Origin of the sequence: Kitasatospora sp. NPDC059817, from assembly GCF_042731835.1 — a bacterium.
GTDB lineage: Bacteria > Actinomycetota > Actinomycetes > Streptomycetales > Streptomycetaceae > Kitasatospora.
Map to the genome: position 1 here is coordinate 1 of NZ_JBHWIR010000144.1, position 19,848 is coordinate 19,848.

At 72.5% G+C, this 19,848-nt stretch carries 11 protein-coding genes and 2 pseudogenes; 7 read left to right on the top strand and 6 right to left on the bottom strand.

The genetic code is table 11. The features are described from left to right. The first annotated feature begins 149 nt into the window (after window positions 1–149). The 3 genes from ACFV61_RS26050 (at window position 150) to ACFV61_RS26060 (ending at window position 1,767) form a co-directional block, all read left to right on the top strand. Window positions 150–338, top strand: coding sequence for a DUF397 domain-containing protein (locus ACFV61_RS26050; protein ID WP_380494188.1), 189 nt, complete (start codon window positions 150–152; stop codon window positions 336–338). Between the two features lie 107 nt (window positions 339–445). Continuing rightward, window positions 446–1,414 (top strand): DUF4331 family protein, encoded by a 969-nt coding sequence (locus ACFV61_RS26055; RefSeq protein ID WP_380494190.1) that lies wholly within the window; start codon window positions 446–448, stop codon window positions 1,412–1,414. Between the two features lie 116 nt (window positions 1,415–1,530). Beyond that, complete coding sequence (locus tag ACFV61_RS26060) at window positions 1,531–1,767, top strand: helix-turn-helix transcriptional regulator (RefSeq protein WP_380368776.1); 237 nt, start codon at window positions 1,531–1,533, stop codon at window positions 1,765–1,767. 52 nt (window positions 1,768–1,819) lie between these two features. Here the strand turns inward: ACFV61_RS26060 and ACFV61_RS26065 are convergent, their stop codons facing one another. The 5 genes from ACFV61_RS26065 to ACFV61_RS26085 form a co-directional block, all read right to left on the bottom strand. Beyond that, the gene (locus ACFV61_RS26065; protein ID WP_380494193.1) at window positions 1,820–2,227 is read right to left on the bottom strand and encodes a hypothetical protein; all 408 of its coding nucleotides are present in this window, start codon (window positions 2,225–2,227) and stop codon (window positions 1,820–1,822) included. Window positions 2,228–2,371: 144 nt separating this feature from the next. Next, the gene (locus ACFV61_RS26070; RefSeq protein ID WP_380494196.1) at window positions 2,372–2,770 is read right to left on the bottom strand and encodes a hypothetical protein; all 399 of its coding nucleotides are present in this window, start codon (window positions 2,768–2,770) and stop codon (window positions 2,372–2,374) included. Continuing rightward, window positions 2,767–10,794, bottom strand: coding sequence for a ricin-type beta-trefoil lectin domain protein (locus tag ACFV61_RS26075; protein ID WP_380494198.1), 8,028 nt, complete (start codon window positions 10,792–10,794; stop codon window positions 2,767–2,769). The genes ACFV61_RS26070 and ACFV61_RS26075 overlap by 4 nt, the downstream gene beginning before the upstream one ends. A gap of 424 nt (window positions 10,795–11,218) precedes the next feature. Beyond that, on the bottom strand, window positions 11,219–12,070 hold the full coding sequence (locus tag ACFV61_RS26080; protein WP_380494200.1) for a hypothetical protein: 852 nt from the start codon (window positions 12,068–12,070) through the stop codon (window positions 11,219–11,221). A gap of 4 nt (window positions 12,071–12,074) precedes the next feature. Next, a complete protein-coding gene (locus ACFV61_RS26085; protein WP_380494201.1) occupies window positions 12,075–12,692 on the bottom strand; it encodes a papain-like cysteine protease family protein in 618 nt (205 codons plus the stop codon). Window positions 12,693–13,140: 448 nt separating this feature from the next. Here ACFV61_RS26085 and ACFV61_RS26090 point away from each other — a divergent pair, with 448 nt between their 5' ends. After that, the gene (locus tag ACFV61_RS26090) at window positions 13,141–14,100 is read left to right on the top strand and encodes a helix-turn-helix domain-containing protein (RefSeq protein ID WP_380368791.1); all 960 of its coding nucleotides are present in this window, start codon (window positions 13,141–13,143) and stop codon (window positions 14,098–14,100) included. Window positions 14,101–14,148: 48 nt separating this feature from the next. Here the strand turns inward: ACFV61_RS26090 and ACFV61_RS26095 are convergent, their stop codons facing one another. Beyond that, entirely contained in the window at window positions 14,149–17,385 is a 3,237-nt protein-coding gene (locus tag ACFV61_RS26095; RefSeq protein WP_380494203.1) for an EAL domain-containing protein, read from the bottom strand. 286 nt (window positions 17,386–17,671) lie between these two features. Between ACFV61_RS26095 and ACFV61_RS26100 the strand changes: the two are divergent. The 3 genes and pseudogenes from ACFV61_RS26100 to ACFV61_RS26110 all read left to right on the top strand — a co-directional run. Next, window positions 17,672–19,132: pseudogene (locus ACFV61_RS26100) on the top strand (amino acid adenylation domain-containing protein); the annotation flags it as partial. A 316-nt stretch (window positions 19,133–19,448) separates the two neighbouring features. Beyond that, a pseudogene (locus tag ACFV61_RS26105) lies at window positions 19,449–19,505 on the top strand (hypothetical protein); the annotation flags it as partial. A gap of 36 nt (window positions 19,506–19,541) precedes the next feature. Then, the coding region (locus ACFV61_RS26110; RefSeq protein ID WP_380494205.1) for a phosphopantetheine-binding protein at window positions 19,542–19,848 on the top strand (307 nt) is incomplete at its 3' end.

Below are 19,848 nucleotides of genomic sequence, written 5' to 3' on the forward strand. Positions count from 1 at the left end.
TCGGCCCCCCGGGGTGCCGGGCGGGGGGCCCTACGCCGGCCGCCCGGCGTGTAAGAACACCCACCCCCCCCGCGGCCGCGCGGCGCCCGCGCGCCCCCCCGTCGGCGTACCGTCGAACTGTTGGCGCTGTCCGACGTTTTGGGGGAGCAGTGAGTAGCGAGCTGGCGTGGTTCAAGAGCAGCTACAGCACGAACGAGGAAGCTCAGTGCGTCGAGGTCGCCGAGACGCCCGGCGTCGTCCACGTGCGTGACTCCAAGGACAAGGGCGGCCCGCAGTTGGCGTTCGAGCCGACCGCGTGGCAGGCGTTCGTGGCGTTCGCCGCAGCCGCCGAGGTCTGATTCGGCGTCGGCGTTCCGTCGGGAGATGACGGCCAATCGGCGGACGGGCGGGTGGAATGCGGGTGTCGTCGGGCCGGTGTCGGGTGGGGGCTGCTACCAACGGTCCCATGTCCCATCACCTCAGCGGCCCCAACCTCCGCTCGCCCCGAGGCGACTCGCGGCTCGACCTGACCGACGTGTTCGCCTTCCCGGCCGCCGATGCGCCCGGCCGGACCGTCCTGATCATGAACGCGAACCCCTACGCCCCCACCCAGGCGGCCGAGTTCCACCCCGACGCCGTGTACCGCATCAACATCGACACCGACGGCGACCACCGCGCCGACGTCGCCTACTCCTTCACCTTCTCCGCCCCCACCCACACCGGCGCCCAGACCGTCACCGTCCACCGGGCGACCGGCGCCGCCGCGCAGAAGCACGAGCCCACCGGGGACGTCCTGTTCTCCGAAGCCCCGGTCGCCTTCGGGGACGCGCCCGAGGTCATCGAGGCGAACGGCCGCAAGCTCTCCGTCGGCCTGCGCAGCGATCCCTTCTTCGCCGACCTCGAAGGGATCGTCAACGACTTCACCTGGACCGGCAAGGACGCCATGGCCGATGCCAACGTCTTCGGCATCGCCCTCGAAGTCCCCGACACCGACCTCGGCCCCGACCCGACGATCGGCGTCTGGGCCCGGGTCAGCCTCCGCCAGGACGGCCGGCTCGTCTCCGTCGACCGTGGCGCGCACCCCTCCCTCACCGCCTACTTCAACAAGGAGGAGGTGAAGGACGCGTACAACGCGGGCGAGCCGGCCGACGACTGGGACACCTACCGCGAGGCCTGGACGGCCGTCCTCCAGCACACCGGGGACTACACCACCGAGGCCGCCACCGAGACCCTCAAGCTCGTCCTCCCGGACATCCTCCGCTACGACCGCTCCCGCCCCGCCGCCTACCCCAACGGTCGCACCCTCGTCGACGACGTGACCTCGGCCCGCCTCACCATGGTCTCCGGCGGCAAGATCACCAGCGACCACATCCCCCCGCACACCGACGTCCTCCCCGTCTTCCCGCACCTCGGCCACCCGCACCCCGTCAAGTAGCGAGTCAAGTAGCCGGACGACAAAGCGGCGGTCAAGAATCCTTGACCGCCGCTTCGCACTTCCCGCCGTGATCACGTGTCAGGCTGTGCGCCCCCGCCCGGCAATGAGGAGGTCCGGTGAACCGCGCGCGCCCACTGATCGAGGACTTCCCCGCCCACCCGGACGGCGACCCGGCCGGCGCCCTCGCCCGTGCCGTCCGCGAGCGCCGCACCGCCCTCGGCCTCTCCATCGCGGACCTCGCCAAGCGCGCCGACCTCACCGACGCTCAGATCCGCGCCATCGAAGCCGGCCACGCCGCCCCCACCCTCCCCCTCCTCACCGCCCTCTCCCGGGCGCTGAACGTGGAGTCGTGAGGGGCTCAGGACGGGCAGGGCCCCTGCGGCTGGTGCATGTCCGCTCCCACCGTCAGCGACGTTCGATGACGCTCTTCTCCCAATCCGAGAGATCGTCGGCGAATCGGCGCCGATCGACCCAGGTCCCTTCGGGCAGGGACACCCGCAGGACCAGTTGCCGCCCGAACCGCGTGGGCGAGAGGTCGACCTCACCCCGTGTCACCAGGTCCACGAAATCCAGGACCCGATGGGCGGGGACGCCGTCGAACACGTAGTCCTCGTAGAGAACTCTGGCTTCGCCGAGGTCTTCCCTCAACATCACCAGATACTCGTGCCCGGACAGGGCCTCCAGATGGAGGTCGACCAGCCTCGGCTCGGCCGCGACCTCGACCGCCTCGATCCCGGCGAACCGCCCGGACCGCTGGGCCGCCGCCACGAGATCCTCCACCGAGTACCCCGGGGGTAGTCCTTCCTGTCCCATCCAACTGCCTCCACTCTGCAGGTCGATTCCCGCTCTACCAGGCGCGTCCAGTGGCACGGTGACCGGCCACGGCAGAACGTGGAACGGCCCCCGCGACCGGCTCTCGGCCGATCGCGGGGGCCGGGGGGCTCCCTCAGTTCGGTGCTACGCCGCGAGCGGCCGCAGCGCCACCTCCCAGGCCCGGAACTTCAGCCGGAGCGTGGAGGCGACGATCTCGAACACCGGTGGCAGGTCGGCCCCGTACTCGTAGTACGTGACAGTGTCGATCCCGTCCGGTTCCTCCGGAGGGTCACCCTGCCAGCCGTCCGAGCTCACCGCGGTCTGCTGCATGACCAGTTCGCCGGCGTCGTGGAACTCCAGCGCGAAGCGACCGCGGGTCGGGTGCCTGAACTCCAGGCTCACCGTCGCCTTGGGGTAGCCCACCAGGGCGACGCCGAGAAGCTCGCAGTCGTTGTGGAGGTCGATGAAGCCGCCCGGCACGTCGAGCTCGACGTAGTCGCCCGGGGCCTCCCATGCCTCCAGACCGCTGAATCGGGCCTTCACTTGATTCCCTTCTTCTTCGGCTTCATCAGATGGAACTGGGCCCGTCCGATGTCACGCCAGGTCATGCGCTGGGTGTTGTTCCGCTGGAGCGGACCCCAGCCGCTCGGTGCCCGGGGCTCGCGGTAGCTCGGTACCTTGTGCGGGGTCGGGACCTTCTCGGTCTTCCCGCCACCGAGTTTGTTGGTGTGGGTCTTCCCACGAAGGTCGTAGTACCACTTCGTCTTCCGGCCCTCGACGATCACCCGGCTCTTGCCGCCATTGTACTTGTCGGCCAACTTGCTGGCGTAGCGGGCCTTGGCCTCCGTGTTCTGGATCCGCGCATATCGGTAGACCACCTTGGCCTTGGTCGCTATCCGATCCACCCGGGCCGCAACCCGTACGGCCTTCACCGCTGTGATGGTGGCCTTGGCAACGGCTCCACCGCCGACGACCTGAGCCACCGCGACCACCGCCATCTCGGCGGCCTTCGCCGTGTCCCCGGCCACTGCGTAGGAGACCGAGGAAACGGCTGCTGCCACCGCGCCGATGGGGCCGGGGATGTAGGCGGCGACCTCGGCGACCTTGGCGACGACCTCGACCGTCTTCTTCAGCCACTTGGGCATGCCCCAGTTGCCGTCGAGGTCGGTGCAGTTGACCGGGTCGCCGGTGCAGTAGTCGTACGGGCTGGCGTTGCCTCCGGGGACCGGGTCGATCTGGAGGAAGCGGCCCAGGGCCGGGCTGTAGAGGCGGGCACCCATGAGGATGTCGCCGTCCTGGGCTTCTGCGGAGCGCTGCTTGCCGCCGAGCCAGCCGTAGCGGACGTTGGCCTGGCCGTCCTGCGGGATGCCGAACTCGTCGAAGTCCAGCACCACCGGCTTGGTCAGCGCGGTGTCGGTGGTGACGACCACCGAGCCGAACAGGTTGGTCAGCTGGAGCTGGACGTCGCCGGTCTTGCTGGTGGTGGCCGTCAGATCGGCGTCCGGGCCCGAGACGTTGCGGGTCAGGGTGCCCTGGGCGGTGTCCTCGACGGTCCAGCGGACCTCGTCGGAGTCGTCGCTGTAGTGGTTCAGCTTCGACGTGGCGTTGGCCCAGGTGCCGTCGGCCTGCTTCTTGCTGGTGGTGAACGCGGTCAGGCGGTGGGCGGCGTCGACGGCCCACTCCTGCTTGGTGTCCCCCTTCTCCTGGGCGGCGACGCGGTCGTTCGCCCAGTAGGTGTTGGTCGCGCCGGTGGCCGTCTTCACGGTGCGCCCGAAGGCGTCGTAGACGAAGCCGGCGTCGGTGAGCCGGTCGGCGCTGTCGTAGGTGTGGTTCTCCGCCGTGGCCCCGGCCGTGCTGCACTCGCCGGCCGCCCCGCGCGGGGAGGTCTGCTTGGACAGGCGGTTGGAGTGGGCGTCGAAGGCGTACTGGCGGGTGACGCAGCCGGCCGCGACCGTGGTCTGCTCGGCCTTCACCAGCCGGCCGAGCCGGTCGTACTGGTAGGAGCGGGTGGCGGTGGAGCTGGTGTCCTTGGCGACCTGGCCCTGGGTGGACATGTCGGTGGTCTGGGCCCAGACCACCGTGTTGTCCGAGGTGCGGGTGTAGGTGCGGCCGGTGGCCTCACCGACGGCGTTGAAGGTGTCCTTGCGGACGATCCCGCCGGGGTAGGTCTGCTCGACCAGTTGGCCGTCCGGACCGTACTTGGCGGTGAACTCGCCCGCCACGCTGTCGGTCACGGAGGTGACCAGCCCGCGCGGCTCCTTCGCCCGGTCGTAGGCGTAGGTGGTGGACCCGGTTTGGTCACTCACCTTCGCCGGCTTGCCGAACCGGTCGAACTCGGTGGTGGTGGTGGCACCGTCGGCGTCCGTGTAGGAGATCAGACGGCCGAGCGCGTCCAGGACGCGGGTGAGCGACTTGCCGCCGGCGGTCGTCTTGACGATGTCACCGGTGGCCGGGTCGTACTCGGTGGTGACCTTCGGCAGCGGCTTGCCCTCGTCCGAGGTGATCTCGGTCGAGACGATCCGGTCCAGGGCGTCGTAGACGGTGACGGTCTTGCGGGACTTGCCCGCGTTGGTCTCGGTCGTCTCCTCCGGCTCGTTGAACGCGGAGTAGCGGGTGACCCGCTTCACCGGCAGCGTGGTGGACATCCGCGAGGCGTCCGCCCCGGTGACGGCGCCGCCCGGCATGGTGACGCAGGGCAGGCCCGCCCACTCCGGGCGGTTGGCGCACGCGGCGTCGTCCGGGTTGGTTCCGGCGGTGTAGAACACCGACTTGACCGTCCCGGCGTCATTGCCGGTGGAGCCCGGCTTGCGGGACTCCAGCGCCCGCCCGGAGGCGTCGAGCTTGACGTAGGCGGTCAGCTTGGCGCCGAGTGCGTCGGTGGTCACCGAGGTGGCCGCCTTCAGCGTCCAACCGGAGGTGCCGCCGATCGGCGTGTCGTAGCCGGTCTTGGTGACGCGCAGTTCGACGTCGTCGGCGTAGCCGTCGATGCGGGCGCCGTCGGTCGCGGTGGTGACCAGGTGGTAGGTCTGGCCGTCGGGCTTCCCTTCGTCGTAGGTGTTGGTGTTGTGGTCCCGCGCGACGACCGGGGTCCCGGCGGCGAGCGTCGGGTTGACGGTCGCCTTGGTGAGGGTGACGGTGTCGATGCCGGTGTGGAACCGCTCGCCGCCGCTGGCCGCGTTGGTGTCGACCACGGTGAGCTTCAGCTCGTGGTCGCCGCGCGTGAGCTTCACGGGTGCGCCGGTGGTGTACGGGGCCACTGCGCCGCTGGCGCTGTAGGTGTCGATCCGCTGGCCGACGTCCTTGCCGTCGATCGCCCACTGGATGACGCCGTGGTCGCTGTTCTTCGTCAGCTGGCCGGAGAGGACGTACTCGCCCTCCTCGGGAACGGTGACGCGCATCGCGTCGAACGCGCCCGCCGCCGTGCCGCGGATGCCCAGCTGGGCACCGCCGGACCAGGTGACGCCGCAGCAGTCGTTGTCGATCTGGACCTTGGCGTTGGTCCCGAGCTGCGGCAGCTTCTCGGCCTCGGCCGTGACGACGGCCGGGTTGGTCTGCCCGTTGACCTGCTCGGCGAGCGAGGCACGGTAGACCGGACCGAGCGTCTCCGTCACGTCCAGGCCGTCGGCGGAGTACGTGGTACGTGAGTCGAGCAGACGCGCGCGGGAGGCGGAGTCCGCCGGGAGGTTCAGCTCGGCGGCGAACTTGTCCGCATCCGGGTACGTGCCCAGCGCGATCGAGCGGTTGGCCGCCCCCAGACCGCGCACGACGTGGCCGTAGCGGTCGTACTCCTTGGTGTCGATGTCACCACCGGGGGTGACGGACGGGATTGCGGTGTTGACCACATTGCCGGAGGCGTTGAGGTAGTGGATGGAGGCCGACTTGTAGGCGTCCGGGCCCGGCTTGGCGGCCGAGGCGGTGTTGGTGCCCGGGTCGTCCTCGGGGCCGAACACGGCGGTGGCGTCGGTCGGCGCATCGGTCTGCGCCCACTTGGCCACGTCCGCACCCGCCAGGTCGTACGGACCGCCGGCGCCGCGGGTCAGCGGCACGTCGTAGACGACGCTGGATGCGGCCTCGCCGGTGACCTGGTCCTTGCTGCCCGGCGCGAGCATGCCGCGACGGACCTTGAGGAGACGGCCAGGGTCCTGGTCGGCCGCCGCCTTGCCGTAGTCGAAGTTCCACGGCAGCTCACCGGCGCTGCCGATCCGGGTGACCCGGCCGGCGTCGTCGTAGCCATAGGAGGTCTTCAGCGGGGTGGCCAGGCGCGGGTCCCAGACCTGGGTGAGGCGGCCGCGGTCGTCGTACGCGTAGTGCGCGACCTCGACGGCCTCCTGCTTGGAGGTGGCCGGGTTCCACGTCCAGACCTTCACGCCGCGGACGCGGTCCAGGTAGTCACCCGGGGTCGCGGCCGTGGCGGTGGTCACCTTGGCGTAGTCGTACTCCATCACCTCGCAGCCGCGCGGCAGCGGGTCGACGGTGCAGCCGTTGACGTCGTCGATGCCCGGCTCGACGGCCGGGACGATGCGCTTGACGAGCGAGCGGCCATCGGTGGTGTCGTACTGGTAGCGGGTGGTCGAGGCCGCGTCGGGCCCCGTCTCGCTGACCACCTGGTAGATGTTCGAACCGGCCTGGCGGGCGAAGACGGTCTTCGAGCCGTCCAGCTCGCTCAGCTCGTAGGCGGTGCCGGCGGTCTGGATGTCCCAGACCTGGTTGGGGCCGGCCCAGCAGACCCAGATCGAGGCGCCCTTGTCGGCGTCCAGGCACTGGCCCGAGTGGCGGTTCATGACCGTGCCGTTGGTGCGCACCTCCCACTGCTGGTTGTCGCCGCCGTTGCAGCCCCACAGCGTGAGCGGGGTGGCGTTGCCGGTCTGGCCCCAGGGGTTGTCCAGGCAGTAGCCGAGCAGGCGCAGGGTCAGGTCGTCGCCGCGGGTCCACTGCTGGTTCGACGCGCCCGTGCACGGAGCGGGCTGCAGCCGGGCGCCGTTGCCGGCCGCGCCGTTCGGGACCTCCAGGCACTGGCCGCTGGTCGACAGGACGATCGCACCGGACTTGGCCGGAACGGCCTTGAGCGACAGCGACTCGGCGCCCGGCTCGGGGAAGAACGTTCCGTCCGTGCCCTTGGCGAAGGTCAGCGAGGTGTCGTCGTTGTCCTTGATCTCGACCAGGTCCGACTGCGGGAAGGACAGCGCCCGGTAGTCCGAGCCGGTGCCCGCGTCCGGGCCGCCGGCCCACTGCGGGCCGAACGGGGCGACGATCTCCTTCAGCGACAGGTCGTCGAAGAAGACCTCCTTGCCGCTGCCGGCGGTGTTGCCGTTGTAGAGGCGGAACCAGGCCTCGGTGGCGTCCTTGGGCACCGTCAGGTCCAGCGTCAGCTGCTGCCAGCCGTCGGTGAACGACGCCTTCGGAGAGGCGGTCTCGCCGTAGCCGGCCGGGGTGCGGTAGACGCCGACCATCCGCAGGCCGCGGTTGGCCAGCGGGTTGTCCAGGCCGGTCGCGCCGGGGACGTAGATCCAGCTGGTGAGCCGGTAGGTCTTGCCGGGCTGCATGCCCTGGCCGAGCGTGTACTCGGGGCCGAGCGCGGCGAAGGAGTCCCAGCCGGAGCCGGCCGGGACGACCAGGAGCGAGTCGGGCGAGTTGTCGTGGCCGCGGACCGTGGAGCGGGACAGCGTCGCCTGTCCGGCGGTGAAGCCGGTCAGGTCGGTGCCGACCTGGCGCTGGTTGAGCGTCAGACGCTCGCCCTGGGGCTGCCAGCCGCGGCCGAGGTCACGTGAGGAGGCAGTGCGCTTGACCGACAGACCGCGCTCGTCGGCGTCGGTGACGTCGGTCGAGTAGTCGCCGGTGAGCAGGTTGACCGAGCCGGGGCCGATGTTGGCGCCGGTCGCGCCGTCGGCGTTGCGGTCGACCGTGATGGTGTTCCAGACGGTGGCGTAGCCGTTGCCGGAGCCGTCCTCGGGGAAGAGGAGGGCGCGGACCTGGACGACGCCGCCGACCTGGCCGAGCGTGTCGAGGACGCTCCAGTTGGCGTGCGGGCCGAGGTCCGCGAGCCGCGGCTTGTCCTCGGTGACCGCGGTGTTGTCCGCCTTGGTCAGGTTGGTGCGCGGGACGTTGTACTCCGCGGCGCCGGGGCCACGGCGGTACTGGTAGACGACGCGCTGGAACTGCGCCTGCGCGTCGACCGCGAGCTTGACGCGCTTCGCGGACTGGGTGCCGTTGACCGGCGAGCTCATGCCCGCCTGGCCGACCTGGAAGGTGTACGTCGCGGGCGGGGACAGGTTGCCCGCGCGGTCCTTGGACTGCACGCTGAGCACGCGCCGGCCCTCGGTGGTCGGCGTGATCGACGTGGTCAGCGCGCCGGTCGCGGCCACCGTCACCGGGGTGCCGCCGTCCAGGGTGTAGACGTAGGCGGCGGTGTCGTCGGTGCCCGGGGCGGGGGAGAAGGTGAACGACCCGGCCTGGTTGGCGGTGCCGTGCCAGAGCCCGTCCGCCGGGTAGTCCGCCGAACTCACGAACGGCGTACCGGGCTTGACGGTGTCGGCGATGACGTTGGTGCCGACCCAGCCGGAGCGGGACTTGCCGTCGTCGAGCATGGCCCAGATCGTGTACTGCACGCCCTCGTCGAGCTTGGCGATGCCGTAGTCGGAGGGGCGGACGGTCGCGATCGCGCCGTTCGGGGTGTCCCGGACGATGCTGCCGATGAACGTGCCGCCGCGCCACAGGTCCAGGTAGACCTTCAGCGGGTCGCCGTCGGGGTCGGCCGCCTGCACCTGGAAGCGCGGGTTCGCGTCCGAGGTGTAGCGGGGGTTGCCCTGCTGCGAGGGCTGCACCTCCACCGTCGCCGGGGTGGCCGGGACGGTGTTGTAGGTGATCGAGAGGAACGGAGGCCAGTAGCCCTCGGCGGAGCTGAACTTCTTCCAGGACAGGTTGCTCGACTCGTCGGCCGCCTTGAGGGCGAACCCGTATTCGTTGTGACCGAACCCGGCGAAGTACCGGATCATCTCGGTGACGTCGGCCTTGGCCCAGAACGTGCCGTCGGAGGCGTAGCAGTCGTGGGTGTCACCGTCGTTCGCCACGTCGTACGTGTCGTTCGAGGTGGCCCACTTGCGCTCCATCGCGGGCTGGTTGCCCCAGCGGGTCCACCAGGCCGCGCCGGGCGCGTTCCAGACCTCCCACTGCTTCGGGATGCAGGACGAGGAGTGATGGTTGGCGAGGTTGAGCGTGGCGCCCAGGATCTGTTTGCCGTTGAACGACCCGCCCGGGACGGTCAGGAACGACCGGGCCACGACCTTGCCGTCGTAGCTGCCCAGCTTGAGGTCCGTCGACGAGGAGGCGTCGATGTTCTCGTTGGTCTGGACGTAGGTGTCGAAGGTCGTGCCGACGTCCACCACCGGGTCGATGGTGACCGGGAACTGGGTCTTCGGGTCCGCGAGGAAGGCGGCGTCCGGGGTGAACACCAGCTCGGTGTCCGCGCCCTGGCCGTGCACCTCCATCGTCACCGCGCCGCGGTTCAGGTGCTCCTGCGAGGCAGGATCGACCGCGGCGTCCCACATGACGGGGGTCGGGATCTTGACCGTCGCCTTGCCGGTCGCCTTGTCGAGCAGCTGGATCGAACCGTCCTGCTGCGGCGAGACGGTGAGCCCGGTGGTGTCCAGCGGGAGCGTCACCGTGCCGGTCTGGGCGACGGCGGCACGGTCCTTGACGATCAGGAACTGCTCGAAACCGGTCCTGGTGGCTTCGAGGACCAGGTCGACGCCGGGGCGGGCGTTGACGTAGGTGGCCTTGTTGCCCTCCAGCTTGGGCTTGGGCAGCTTGCCCAGCCAGCCGAACTTGACCTGCTGCTCACCGGAGCCGATCTTGACCAGCTCGCGCTCGGCGGGGACCGGGGCGGCCGGGGTGGCCGGGGCGGCGGCGCGGGCGCCGCTGCGGGAGGCCCGGTTCGCTTCGGCCGAAGCCGAAGCCGAAGCCGAGGTCGAAGCCGAAGCCGAAGCCGAGGCGGACGGAGACGACGACGGGGACGACGACGGGGACGCGGAAGCGGGGGCCGTCGGTATCGCACTGGGCGACGTCGCCGGCGCAGTGGCCGGCGCAGTGGTGGCCGCGGCGCTCGGAGTCGTGGCCGGAGCAGTGCTCGGTGCGGCCGTCGGTATCGCGGCGCCCGGCAGGCTGTCGCCGACCGTCACCCCGGCGTCGCCGCCCTCGAAGACCACCCCGCCCGGGTGCGCCTTCGGCGCCACCTTGCCGTCCGGGGTCTGCACCAGCGTGGTGTCGACGGGCACCCAGGCCTCGCCGACCTTCATCCGGATCGGCCCGGTGGAGCGGTCGGAGGTCAGCGTGCCGTCCGGGTTCGCCCACAGCGTGGTGAACTCCGTCCGGGCGTTGGTGACCTCGATCCGTCGCTTCTGCAGTCGGGCCGACAGGAGCGCCGAAGCCTCGTCAGGAGCCTCGGTGGCCGGAGCGGTCGGTGGCGTGGGGGCGGTGGGTGCGGCGGAGGCCGGAGCGGCCGTCACCGCGTCCACCACCACACCGGCCTGCACCAGCAGGCCGAGCGTCAGGAGCGCTGATACGGGGCGCATCCGACGCGTAGAGAAGGCCCCGCCCGCAAAAGCGGACGAGGCCCGAGACCGTCGTTTCATCAAAGACTCTCTCAAGAGATGTGCATTGTTTTGAATGGCTCGATTGAAGCCGAAGCACAATCTCTCATTCTCAGCTGACTCCCAGTGACCAATCAGGATGACGATTGCGTAACAGATCGCTTACGCTGAGGAGTCGTGAGAAATGGAGTCATTTCGATGACATCACCCCAGGTGGGCGAGGTGTCCGAGATGCGAAGAGGGCCCCCGATCGCGTGCGCGAAGGGGCCCGGATGGTCGTGAATTAAGAAGTGATGTGCCGTCAATTACCGTGCGGGCTTTCCGCCGAAAACCGCTGACGGCGGGACACCCGGAGGTGCCCCGCCGTCAGCGCCGTTCGCAGTGTGGAAGCCGAGCGGCGGTGCCGTCAGGCGGTGCTGCGGCCCGCCCGGCGGCGGCGCAGCAGGGCGGTGCCGAGTCCGAGGGCGGCGAGGAGGGTGCCCGCCCCGGTGAGCAGGGCGGTGGTCGGGGTGGAGTCGCCGGCCGGCGCCGCGACGGGGGCCGTTCCCCGGTCGAAGCCGCCGAGCAGGTGCGCCTTGGCGTAGTCGGTGCCGGGCAGCTTGTCGGCGTACCGGTCGTGGACCACCTGCTGGTACTGGGCGAGGGTGATGCCCGCGTCGCCCACGGACCGGACCGCGTCCGGGTTGAGCGGCCGTACCTGGCCGTCGACCAGGGCGTACCAGGCCCGGATCTGCGGTTCCTCGAAGGCGACGGCGCCCCGGCCCAGTGCTGCCGCGGCGGCGGCGTGGTCGGTCTCGTCGCTGCCGGAGGCTATGTTGATCTCGGCCCAGGACCTGCTGTCGTGCGGGTCGGGGGCCGTCCACACCGAGGCCTTGCGGCCGTCGGCCGCGTCGGCCTCGGTCGCCATGAACGCGAACTTCGCGACCGGCGCCCCGGCGGAGGCCGCCGCGACGAAGTCCGGGTTGAGGTAGTACACGGGGACGGTGTCGCCGACCACCCGGGCCGGGGCGGCGGCCTGCGCCTGGCGGGCGTCGGAGGAGCCCTGGCCGGAGCCGTGGGCGAAGAACCCGCCGAGGGTCTGCACGACGGGGGCGGCCTTCGCCGCCGCGGCGGCCGCGGTGACGTCGGCCGCGGACGGGGCGGACGGGACGCCGGCGGCCGTGGCCGGGGTGGCGGCGAGGGCGGGGGCGGCGGCGAGCAGTCCGCTGCCGGCGAGGGCGATGGCGGCGAGGGCGCGCGGGGCGCGGAAGTGCGTCATCGTGTCACGCCCCGATCCGGTACAGGGAGTCGTTCCAGTTGAACTGGCCGTTGTAGCCGGCGTAGTAGCTGTACGACGCCAGGTTGTAGCGGTTGCTGCTGGGCCACGGGTCGCCCCAGTAGATGGACTTGTTGCTCTGGTCGTAGCCGTAGATGACCTGGGCGTGCCCGCCGCCGGCCAGCCAGGAGATGCCGGTCTCGATCGGCCGGCCCGCGTTGATCTCGCTGACGATGGTGTTGAAGGACAGGGCGCCGGTCTCCTGACCGGGGGACACCCCGAGTGCGGAGAGCGCGTTCTGCACCCAGGAGAGCTGGCCGGGCTGGTTGGGGCACTGGTACGAGGTGTCCTGGCCGTAGGCGAGGTCGCAGAACGAGTTCTGGTCGGTGCCGTGGCCGAGGAAGGTGGCGATGGTGTTGCCGGAGGCGGCCCAGCACCACTGGTCCTGCTCCTGCGCCTGCATGGAGATGTTGAGCCGGGAACCGGCGGCGAAGGTCTGGGAACTGCCGGCGGCGGCCTGGGGGGAGGCCGCGGCGGTGCCGGCGCCGGTGGTCACGACGGCGGCCAGCATGCACAGCGCGGCCAGTGCGGCGCGCAGGGACGACCCACGGATGGGTCCGCTCATGGGGGAACTCCTTCGTGCGGGGGCACGGGCGGCTCCGTGTGCACCCGGCGCCGCCCTGGGGTGTGCCTTGTGTGGGGGTGTGCTGTGTGGGGGTTGCCGCGCGGCCGACGCGGCGGGCCCGGACCGGGGTTGCTAGGAAGCGTAGGCAGCAGGCCGGGCCGCTCCCAGACCCCCCGGAGGGGAGCGGGCGGCGCTGTGAACGGGGCTGTGAAGAGGGGCGGTGCGGCGGAGGTGCTGCGCCGCAGACGGGTGGCCGGGAGCGGGGCTCCCGGATATGGACGCGGCCGGGGTAAGCCGGTAATTTCACAGCGCGCCGCGTCCCCCCGTACCGCGTCCCCGCACCCCCGCCCCCGTACCGCGTCCCCCTCACCGCCGTCCCCGCACCGCCGCCGTGTCCCCTCGGCCCCGCCGCCGCGCGCCGGCCGGGCCAGTAGCCCCGGGAGCCCCGATGGCCAGTCGTCAGGAACCGCCGCCCGGTGCCGCCCCGGAGAGCGCCGCCGTGCTGGCCGCGCTGCGGAGCGGGCCCTTCGGCCTCGCGCTGCGCACCGCGATCGAGGCCCGCGGGCTGCCGCTGGAGCGGCTGCGCAGCCGGCTGGCCGAGCGCGGACTGCGGATCGCCGTCACGACCCTGAGCTACTGGCAGCGCGGGCTGCGCCGGCCGGAGCGCCCGGAGTCGTTACGGGTGGTGGCCGCGCTGGAGGAGATCCTCGGGCTGCCGGCGCACGCGCTCACCGCCCTGCTGGGTGCGCCGCGGCCGCGCGGCGGGGCGGACCGCGACGGCGGCGGGCCCCGCCCGTACCCGCAGATGGTGCGCACCCCCGGTGATCTGGGCGGGCTGCTCGCGGATCTGGACAGCCCGGCGGCCGGGAAGCTCCAGGTGGTCACCGAGTACGCGACGGTGACGGTCGGGCCGCGTCGTGAACTGGCGGCGCTCAGTTCGATGGTGGCGGTCCGGGCCCGTCAGGACGGGGTCGACCGGGCGCTGCTGATCTACGACTGCGACGAGGGGGTGGACGAGGGGGCCGTCGAGATCGTGGCGGGGGACAGCTGCCGGCTGGGCCGGGTGCGCCGGGATCCGGTGGCCCGGGTGGTGCTCGCGGAGCTGCTGTTCGACCGCTCGCTGCACTGCTCCGAGACCCAGGTGTTCTCCTTCGAGGTGCGCCCGCACAGCGCGGCCGAGTGCTGCCGCTACCGTGCGGCCTTCCGCTTCCCGGCGGACCACTACGTCCTGCGGGTGCGCTTCGATCCGGGCGAACTCCCGGTGCAGTGCCAGTGGTTCACGGCGAGTGACTCGGAGGGTCCGGACGACAGCCTGGCCGACCTCACCCTGGACAGCCACCACCTGGCGCACGTGGTGGCGACCGCGCTGGGGCCCGGGGTCGCGGGCATCCGCTGGGCGTGGGCCTGAGGCGTGGGCCTGAGGCGTGGACCTGAGGCGCGGCCCTGTGACCGGGGGTCAGGCCGGTTCGTGCGCGGTGCCGCCGACGAGGGCGCGGGCCTGCGGGGCGGTCATGGGGTGGGCGAAGAGGTAGCCCTGGCCGAGCGGGCAGCCCATGGCGGCGAGGAGGTCGCGCTGTTCGGGGTGTTCGATGCCTTCGGCGATGACCCGGACGCCGAGGGTGTCGGCGATGCGGGTGATGCCTTCGACGAGGGCGTACTGCTGCGGGGAGAGGCCGAGGCCGTCGATGAAGGACTTGTCGATCTTGAGGATGGAGATCGGGAACTCGCGCAGGTAGGAGAGCGAGGAGTAGCCGGTGCCGAAGTCGTCGATGGCGATGCCGACGCCGAGGTCGCCGAGGGTGGCCATGTCGGCGTGGACGCGGTCGTCGCGGCGCATCAGGACGGATTCGGTGAGTTCGAGGACGAGGGTGTGCGGGTCGATGCCGGAGCTGCGCAGGGCGCCGCGGACGACGTCGACGAAGCCGGCGTCGCGGAACTGGCGGGCGGAGACGTTGACGTTGACCCGCAGCGGGGGGAGGCCGGCGGCGGCGCGGTCGGCGGAGCTGGCGGCGTGCCAGGCGGCGGCCTCCTGGGCGGCGCGTTCCAGGACCCAGGCGCCGAGGGGGACGATCTGGCCGCTCTCCTCGGCGAGGGCGATGAACTCGTCGGGCAGCACCATGCCGCGCCGCTGGTGCGGCCAGCGGACGAGCGCCTCGAAGGCGACCAGGTCACCGGTGCGCAGGTCGACGATCGGCTGGTAGTACAGCTGGAAGGAGGATTCGGCGATCGCCGCGTCCAGGTTCTCGTTCAGCTCGTGCCGCTCCACCAGCCCGGTCTGGAGGGCGGGCTGGTAGTGGCGCCACTGGCGGCGGCCGGCCGCCTTGGCGGAGTAGAGCGCGAGGTCGGCGTGGGTGAGCAGTTCGGCCGCGTCCACGCTGTCCTCGGTGGTGGCGACGCCGATGCTGGCCGTCACCCGGACGGCGCCCGCGCTCAGCCTGAACGGTTCTGCGAACACCGTCAGCACGGTGTCCGCGATGGCGTCCACGTCGGCCGGGCGCAGCGCGTCCTCGACCAGGACGGCGAACTCGTCGCCGCCGAGCCGGGCGGCGGTGTCCGAGCTGCGCAGCGCGGTGGAGACCCGCAGCGAGACGGCGATCAGCAGTTCGTCGCCGACGGCGTGCCCCTGGGTGTCGTTGACCACCTTGAAGTCGTCGAGGTCGAGGAAGAGCACCCCGGTGACGGCGCCGCTGCGCTCGCCGCGGGACAGCGCGTGGCCGACCCGGTCCAGGAACAGCACCCGGTTGGCGAGGCCGGTGAGGGAGTCGTGGAAGGCCCGGTGGGTGAGTTCGCGCTCCATCTGGCGCTGCTCGGTCACGTCGCGCAGGGTGAGCACCAGGCCGCCGACCGTCGGGTCGGCGCGCAGGTCGTTGAAGCGGACCTCGGCCTCGATCGGGGTCCGGTCCTGCCGCAGCAGCCGCCAGTGCTCACGGGGCTGCTCGCGCAGCGGTTCGCGCGGCGGCGAGTGCGGCTGCTCGCGCAGCGGTTCGTGTGGCGGCGAGTGCTCCGGCGCGTGTGCCGGGGCGGCGTGTGCCGGGGCGGCGTCCACCGGGCCGCGCATCCGGGCCAGCGCCTTGCCGACGGCCCGGCTGTCCTCGGGCGGGACGAGCTCGGTGAGCAGGGTGCCGTCCAGGCTGGGGTAGCCGAGGACCCGTTCGGCGGAGGAGGAGGCGTAGCGGACGCCGTCGTCGGCGTCCAGGATCAGGATGACGTCGCTGGCGTTCTGCACCAGGGTGCGGAAGTACAGCTCGCTGTTGCGGCGGTTGACCTCCTGGCTCAGCACGACCCGTTCGACGGCCAGCGCGGCCTGCGCGGCCAGGATCTCCAGCGAGCTCCACAGGCTGGTGAGCTCCTGCGCGGTGCCGGTGACGATGAGCGCGCCGATCAGCGGGTCGCCGGAGGGGCGCTCGTCGAGGGTGAGCGGGCACAGCAGGGCGGAGGGCATGCCGTCGAGGCGGGCGGCGAGGTCGCTGCCGATGTCCTCGACGGGCAGCAGCCGGGTCTCCCGGTAGGCGGCGAGGGCGAGCGCCTCGTCGGAGTCGGTGACGGGGCCGAGGTGGTGCTGGGCGGCGCCGCGTTCGGCGTGCCGCACGTGCAGGACGCCGGCCTCGGTGACGGCGAGCAGGGCGACGTGCCCGGGCTCGGTGGGCATCAGGGTGGAGGCGGTGGCCTGGACGGCGTCCGCGACCTCCTCGACGGTGACGGCCGCGGTGAGTCTGGCGCCGGCCTCGCGCAGGGCCCGCTCGCGGGCGATCGCCTGCCGGCGGGCGACCACGACGACCGCCAGCCGGGCCAGCACCAGCAGGTACAGGAGGGCGGAGAAGGCGCCGATCACGCCGGCGTTGCTGGTGTTGCCGTTCAGCGACTCGATGATCAGGATCGCCGGGGCGATCAGCGAGGCCAGGGTGAGCAGGGCGAGGCGGCCGGCGCTCAGGTCGGGCTGCTGGGTGGGGACGGGTCTGGTCAGCTCGACCATGGACGGGTGCAGCGCGGCCGCGCCCCAGGCGGTGTAGAAGGCGGCCCAGCCGAAGTCGACGGGGGTGCCGATGTGCCAGTTGCCGTGCAGCTGGATCAGCCCGTACAGGGTGTCCGAGACCAGCATGCCGGCGGTGCCGACGGTGAGCAGTTGCAGCGCTCGGCTGGTGCCGCCGCGCGGGGTCAGCAGTCGCAGCAGCAGGGCGAGGACGACCACGTCGCCGAGCGGGTAGCCGATCGAGACGGCCTTCTGGAACCAGGAGAGGTCGGGGTTGCGGGCGTACGGGAGGATCAGGTAGATCCAGGCGAGCAGCGCCAGGCCCATGGTGAGGATCAGCGCGTCGAGCAGGCCGGCGCGGTCCTGACGGGCCGTGCGCCAGCGGATGAAGCCGAGCACGCCGGCCGCGTACAGCACGAACTCGGCCAGGTAGAAGCCGTCGGCGACGGACGGGAACGGGTTGTGGAGGTGCAGGAACTGGGTCTGGACGACCTGGACGACCTCGCCCGCGGTGAAGCTCAGGTTGGCGAGCGCCAGCACGTACCAGAACAGCGCGTGCGCGGGGCGGTTGAGGCGGACGCCGGCCACGATGGCCGCGCTGCTGCCGAGTCCGATGCCCGTCCACCAGATGATCCGCTGCGAGGGGTTGATGTAGTAGACGCCGGTGAACAGCACCATCCACAGCAGGTAACAGACCATCAGGCGTTGTCGCCGACGTGTCAACGGGGCTACCTCCTCCGCGTCGCCACCCGGCCGGTGGGACGGGGGAGTTCGGGCGAGGACGGGTCTCGGCGGTCGCGGGGTCGTCTCGTCCCGGGCTGACGGGCACACGGCAGCGTCGCGTCCGGTCGGGTTGCGATCGGACGTTCGTCCTGTGCCCTGAGTGCGTATAGTCGGAAATGTCGCACCTCCCAGGAAACTGCCGCCACAGCACGAGGTCAAGCCGGTGGACGACGCAGCAGACAGCGCACAGGGCGTACGAACGGATGTGAACTCCGGGCGTCACGCCGTGGTTCGCAACGACAGCGGTCAGTACGCGATCTGGCCCGGCGACTTGACCGTGCCGGGCGGCTGGCACCTGGTGTACGGGCCGGCCGGCCGCGACGACTGCCGGGCCCACGTGGCCCGCGAATGGCGCCCGCCCGGGCTCGGCTTCCCCGGGCTCGGCTCCCCCGGGCTCGGCTCCCCCGGGGAGCGCGGCCGCGGGCGGGCCGCGGGCGGCGGCGGCACCGTGCACGGACTGCTGCGCTCCCGCGCCGCGCAGCACCCGGACGCGGTCGCCGTCGCCGCAGACGACGCCACGCTGAGCTACCGCGAGCTGGACCGGCGCAGCGACCGCCTGGCGCGGGCGCTGCGGGCCCGCGGGGTCGGCCCCGAGGAGGTGGTGCCGGTCTGCCTCGAACGCGGCGCGGGCCTGGTCGTCGCCTGGCTCGGCGTACTGAAGGCGGGGGCGGCGCTGCTGCCGCTGGACCCGGCGTACCCGGCGCGGCGCCTGGCCCGGCTGGTCGAGGACAGCGGGGCGCGGGTGGCGGTCACCGAGGGCGGGGCGCTGCCGGGCGTCGAGCCGCTGCCGGTGGACGGCGTGGACGGCGTGGACGGTGCGGGCGGGCCCGACGGCGCCGGTGAGCCCGACGGTGCCGGGCCCGACGACCTCGCCTACCTGATCTACACCTCCGGCACCACCGGCACCCCCAAGGGCGTCCCCGTCACCCACCGCGCCCTGGTGTTCACCCTCGACCGGGTCGTCCACGCCTACGGCCTCGCCCCCGGCGAACGCGTGCTGCAACTCGCCGCGCTCGGCTTCGACACCGCACTGGAGCAGGTCTTCGCGACCCTGCTCGCCGGGGCCACCCTCGTCCTCGGCGGCGGCCGCACCTGGGCGCCCACCGAACTCGTCCACCGGATGCGCGGACTCGGCCTCGCCGTCGCCGACCTCACCCCCGCCTACTGGCACCACGTGCTCACGCTGCTCCCGCCCGGCGGGCCCGGCCCGGAGGGGCTGCGGCTGGTCGTCGTCGGCGGGGACGTTGTGCACGCCGACGACTGCCGCAGCTGCCTGGACCGGCTGCCCGGCGTCCGGCTGGTCAACGCCTACGGGGTCACCGAGGCCGCCGTCACCTCCACGCTCTGCGAGGTCACCCCCGCCCTGCTGGACGCCGGCGGCCCGGGTGGCCCGGCCGCGCCGGTGCCGATCGGCCGCCCGCTGCCCGGCGTGCGGGTGCACGTCCTGGACGCCCGACTGTCCCCCGTAAGGCCCGGCGAGAAGGGCGAGATCCACCTCGGCGGGCCCGGCCTCGCCCGGGGCTACTGGCGCGCCCCCGCGGCGACCGCCGAGGCCTTCGTCCCCGACCCGTACGCGCCGGTGCCCGGCGAGCGGATGTACCGCACCGGCGACGCCGGGCGCTGGCGGGCCGACGGGCAGCTGGAGATCCTCGGCCGCTTCGACGACCAGGTGAAGGTGCTCGGCCACCGCGTCGACCCCGCCGAGATCGAGGCGGCCCTCGCCGCCCACCCCGACGTCCGGCAGGCCCGGGGCGCCGCCGACGGCGGCGACCCCCCGGGGGGCCGCGCGCGCACCCCCCACAACACGCACCCCGACCACCCCCACGCCCCCGCCCGGGGCCGGGGCGCGCCCGCCCCGGCGCCCCCGCCCGGGGGGGCGGCCGCCCCGCCCCCCCCCCCCCGCCCGCGGGCGGCCGGGGCCCCCCCCCGCGGCCGCCCCCCCCGACGGGGGCCGCGCGCTCACCGCCTACTACACGCTCGCCGACCACGCCGACGCCGCGGCCGGTGCCGGGGCCCGCCGCGACCGGCTCCGCGCCTACCTGGCCGAACGGCTGCCGGAGTACATGCTCCCGGCCGCCTTCGTGGCGCTGGACCGCATGCCGCTCACCCCGGCCGGAAAGGTCGACCGCCGCCGGCTGCCGCACGCCGAGCCGCGCACCCCGGGACGGGCCGACGCGGGCGGCACCGGGGCGGCGGGCGGCGGGGGAGCCGTCGAGGACGCCATCGGGCAGCTGTGGGCCGAACTGCTCGGCGTCGAGGACGTCGGCCCCGCCGACGACTTCTTCGCGCTCGGCGGCAACTCGCTGCTGGCCATGGAGATGCTCGCCCGCGCCCGGATCATGCTCGGCCTCGACGTCACCCGCGTCCGCGCCCTCACCCGCGTCCTGCTGCGCGACGCCACCC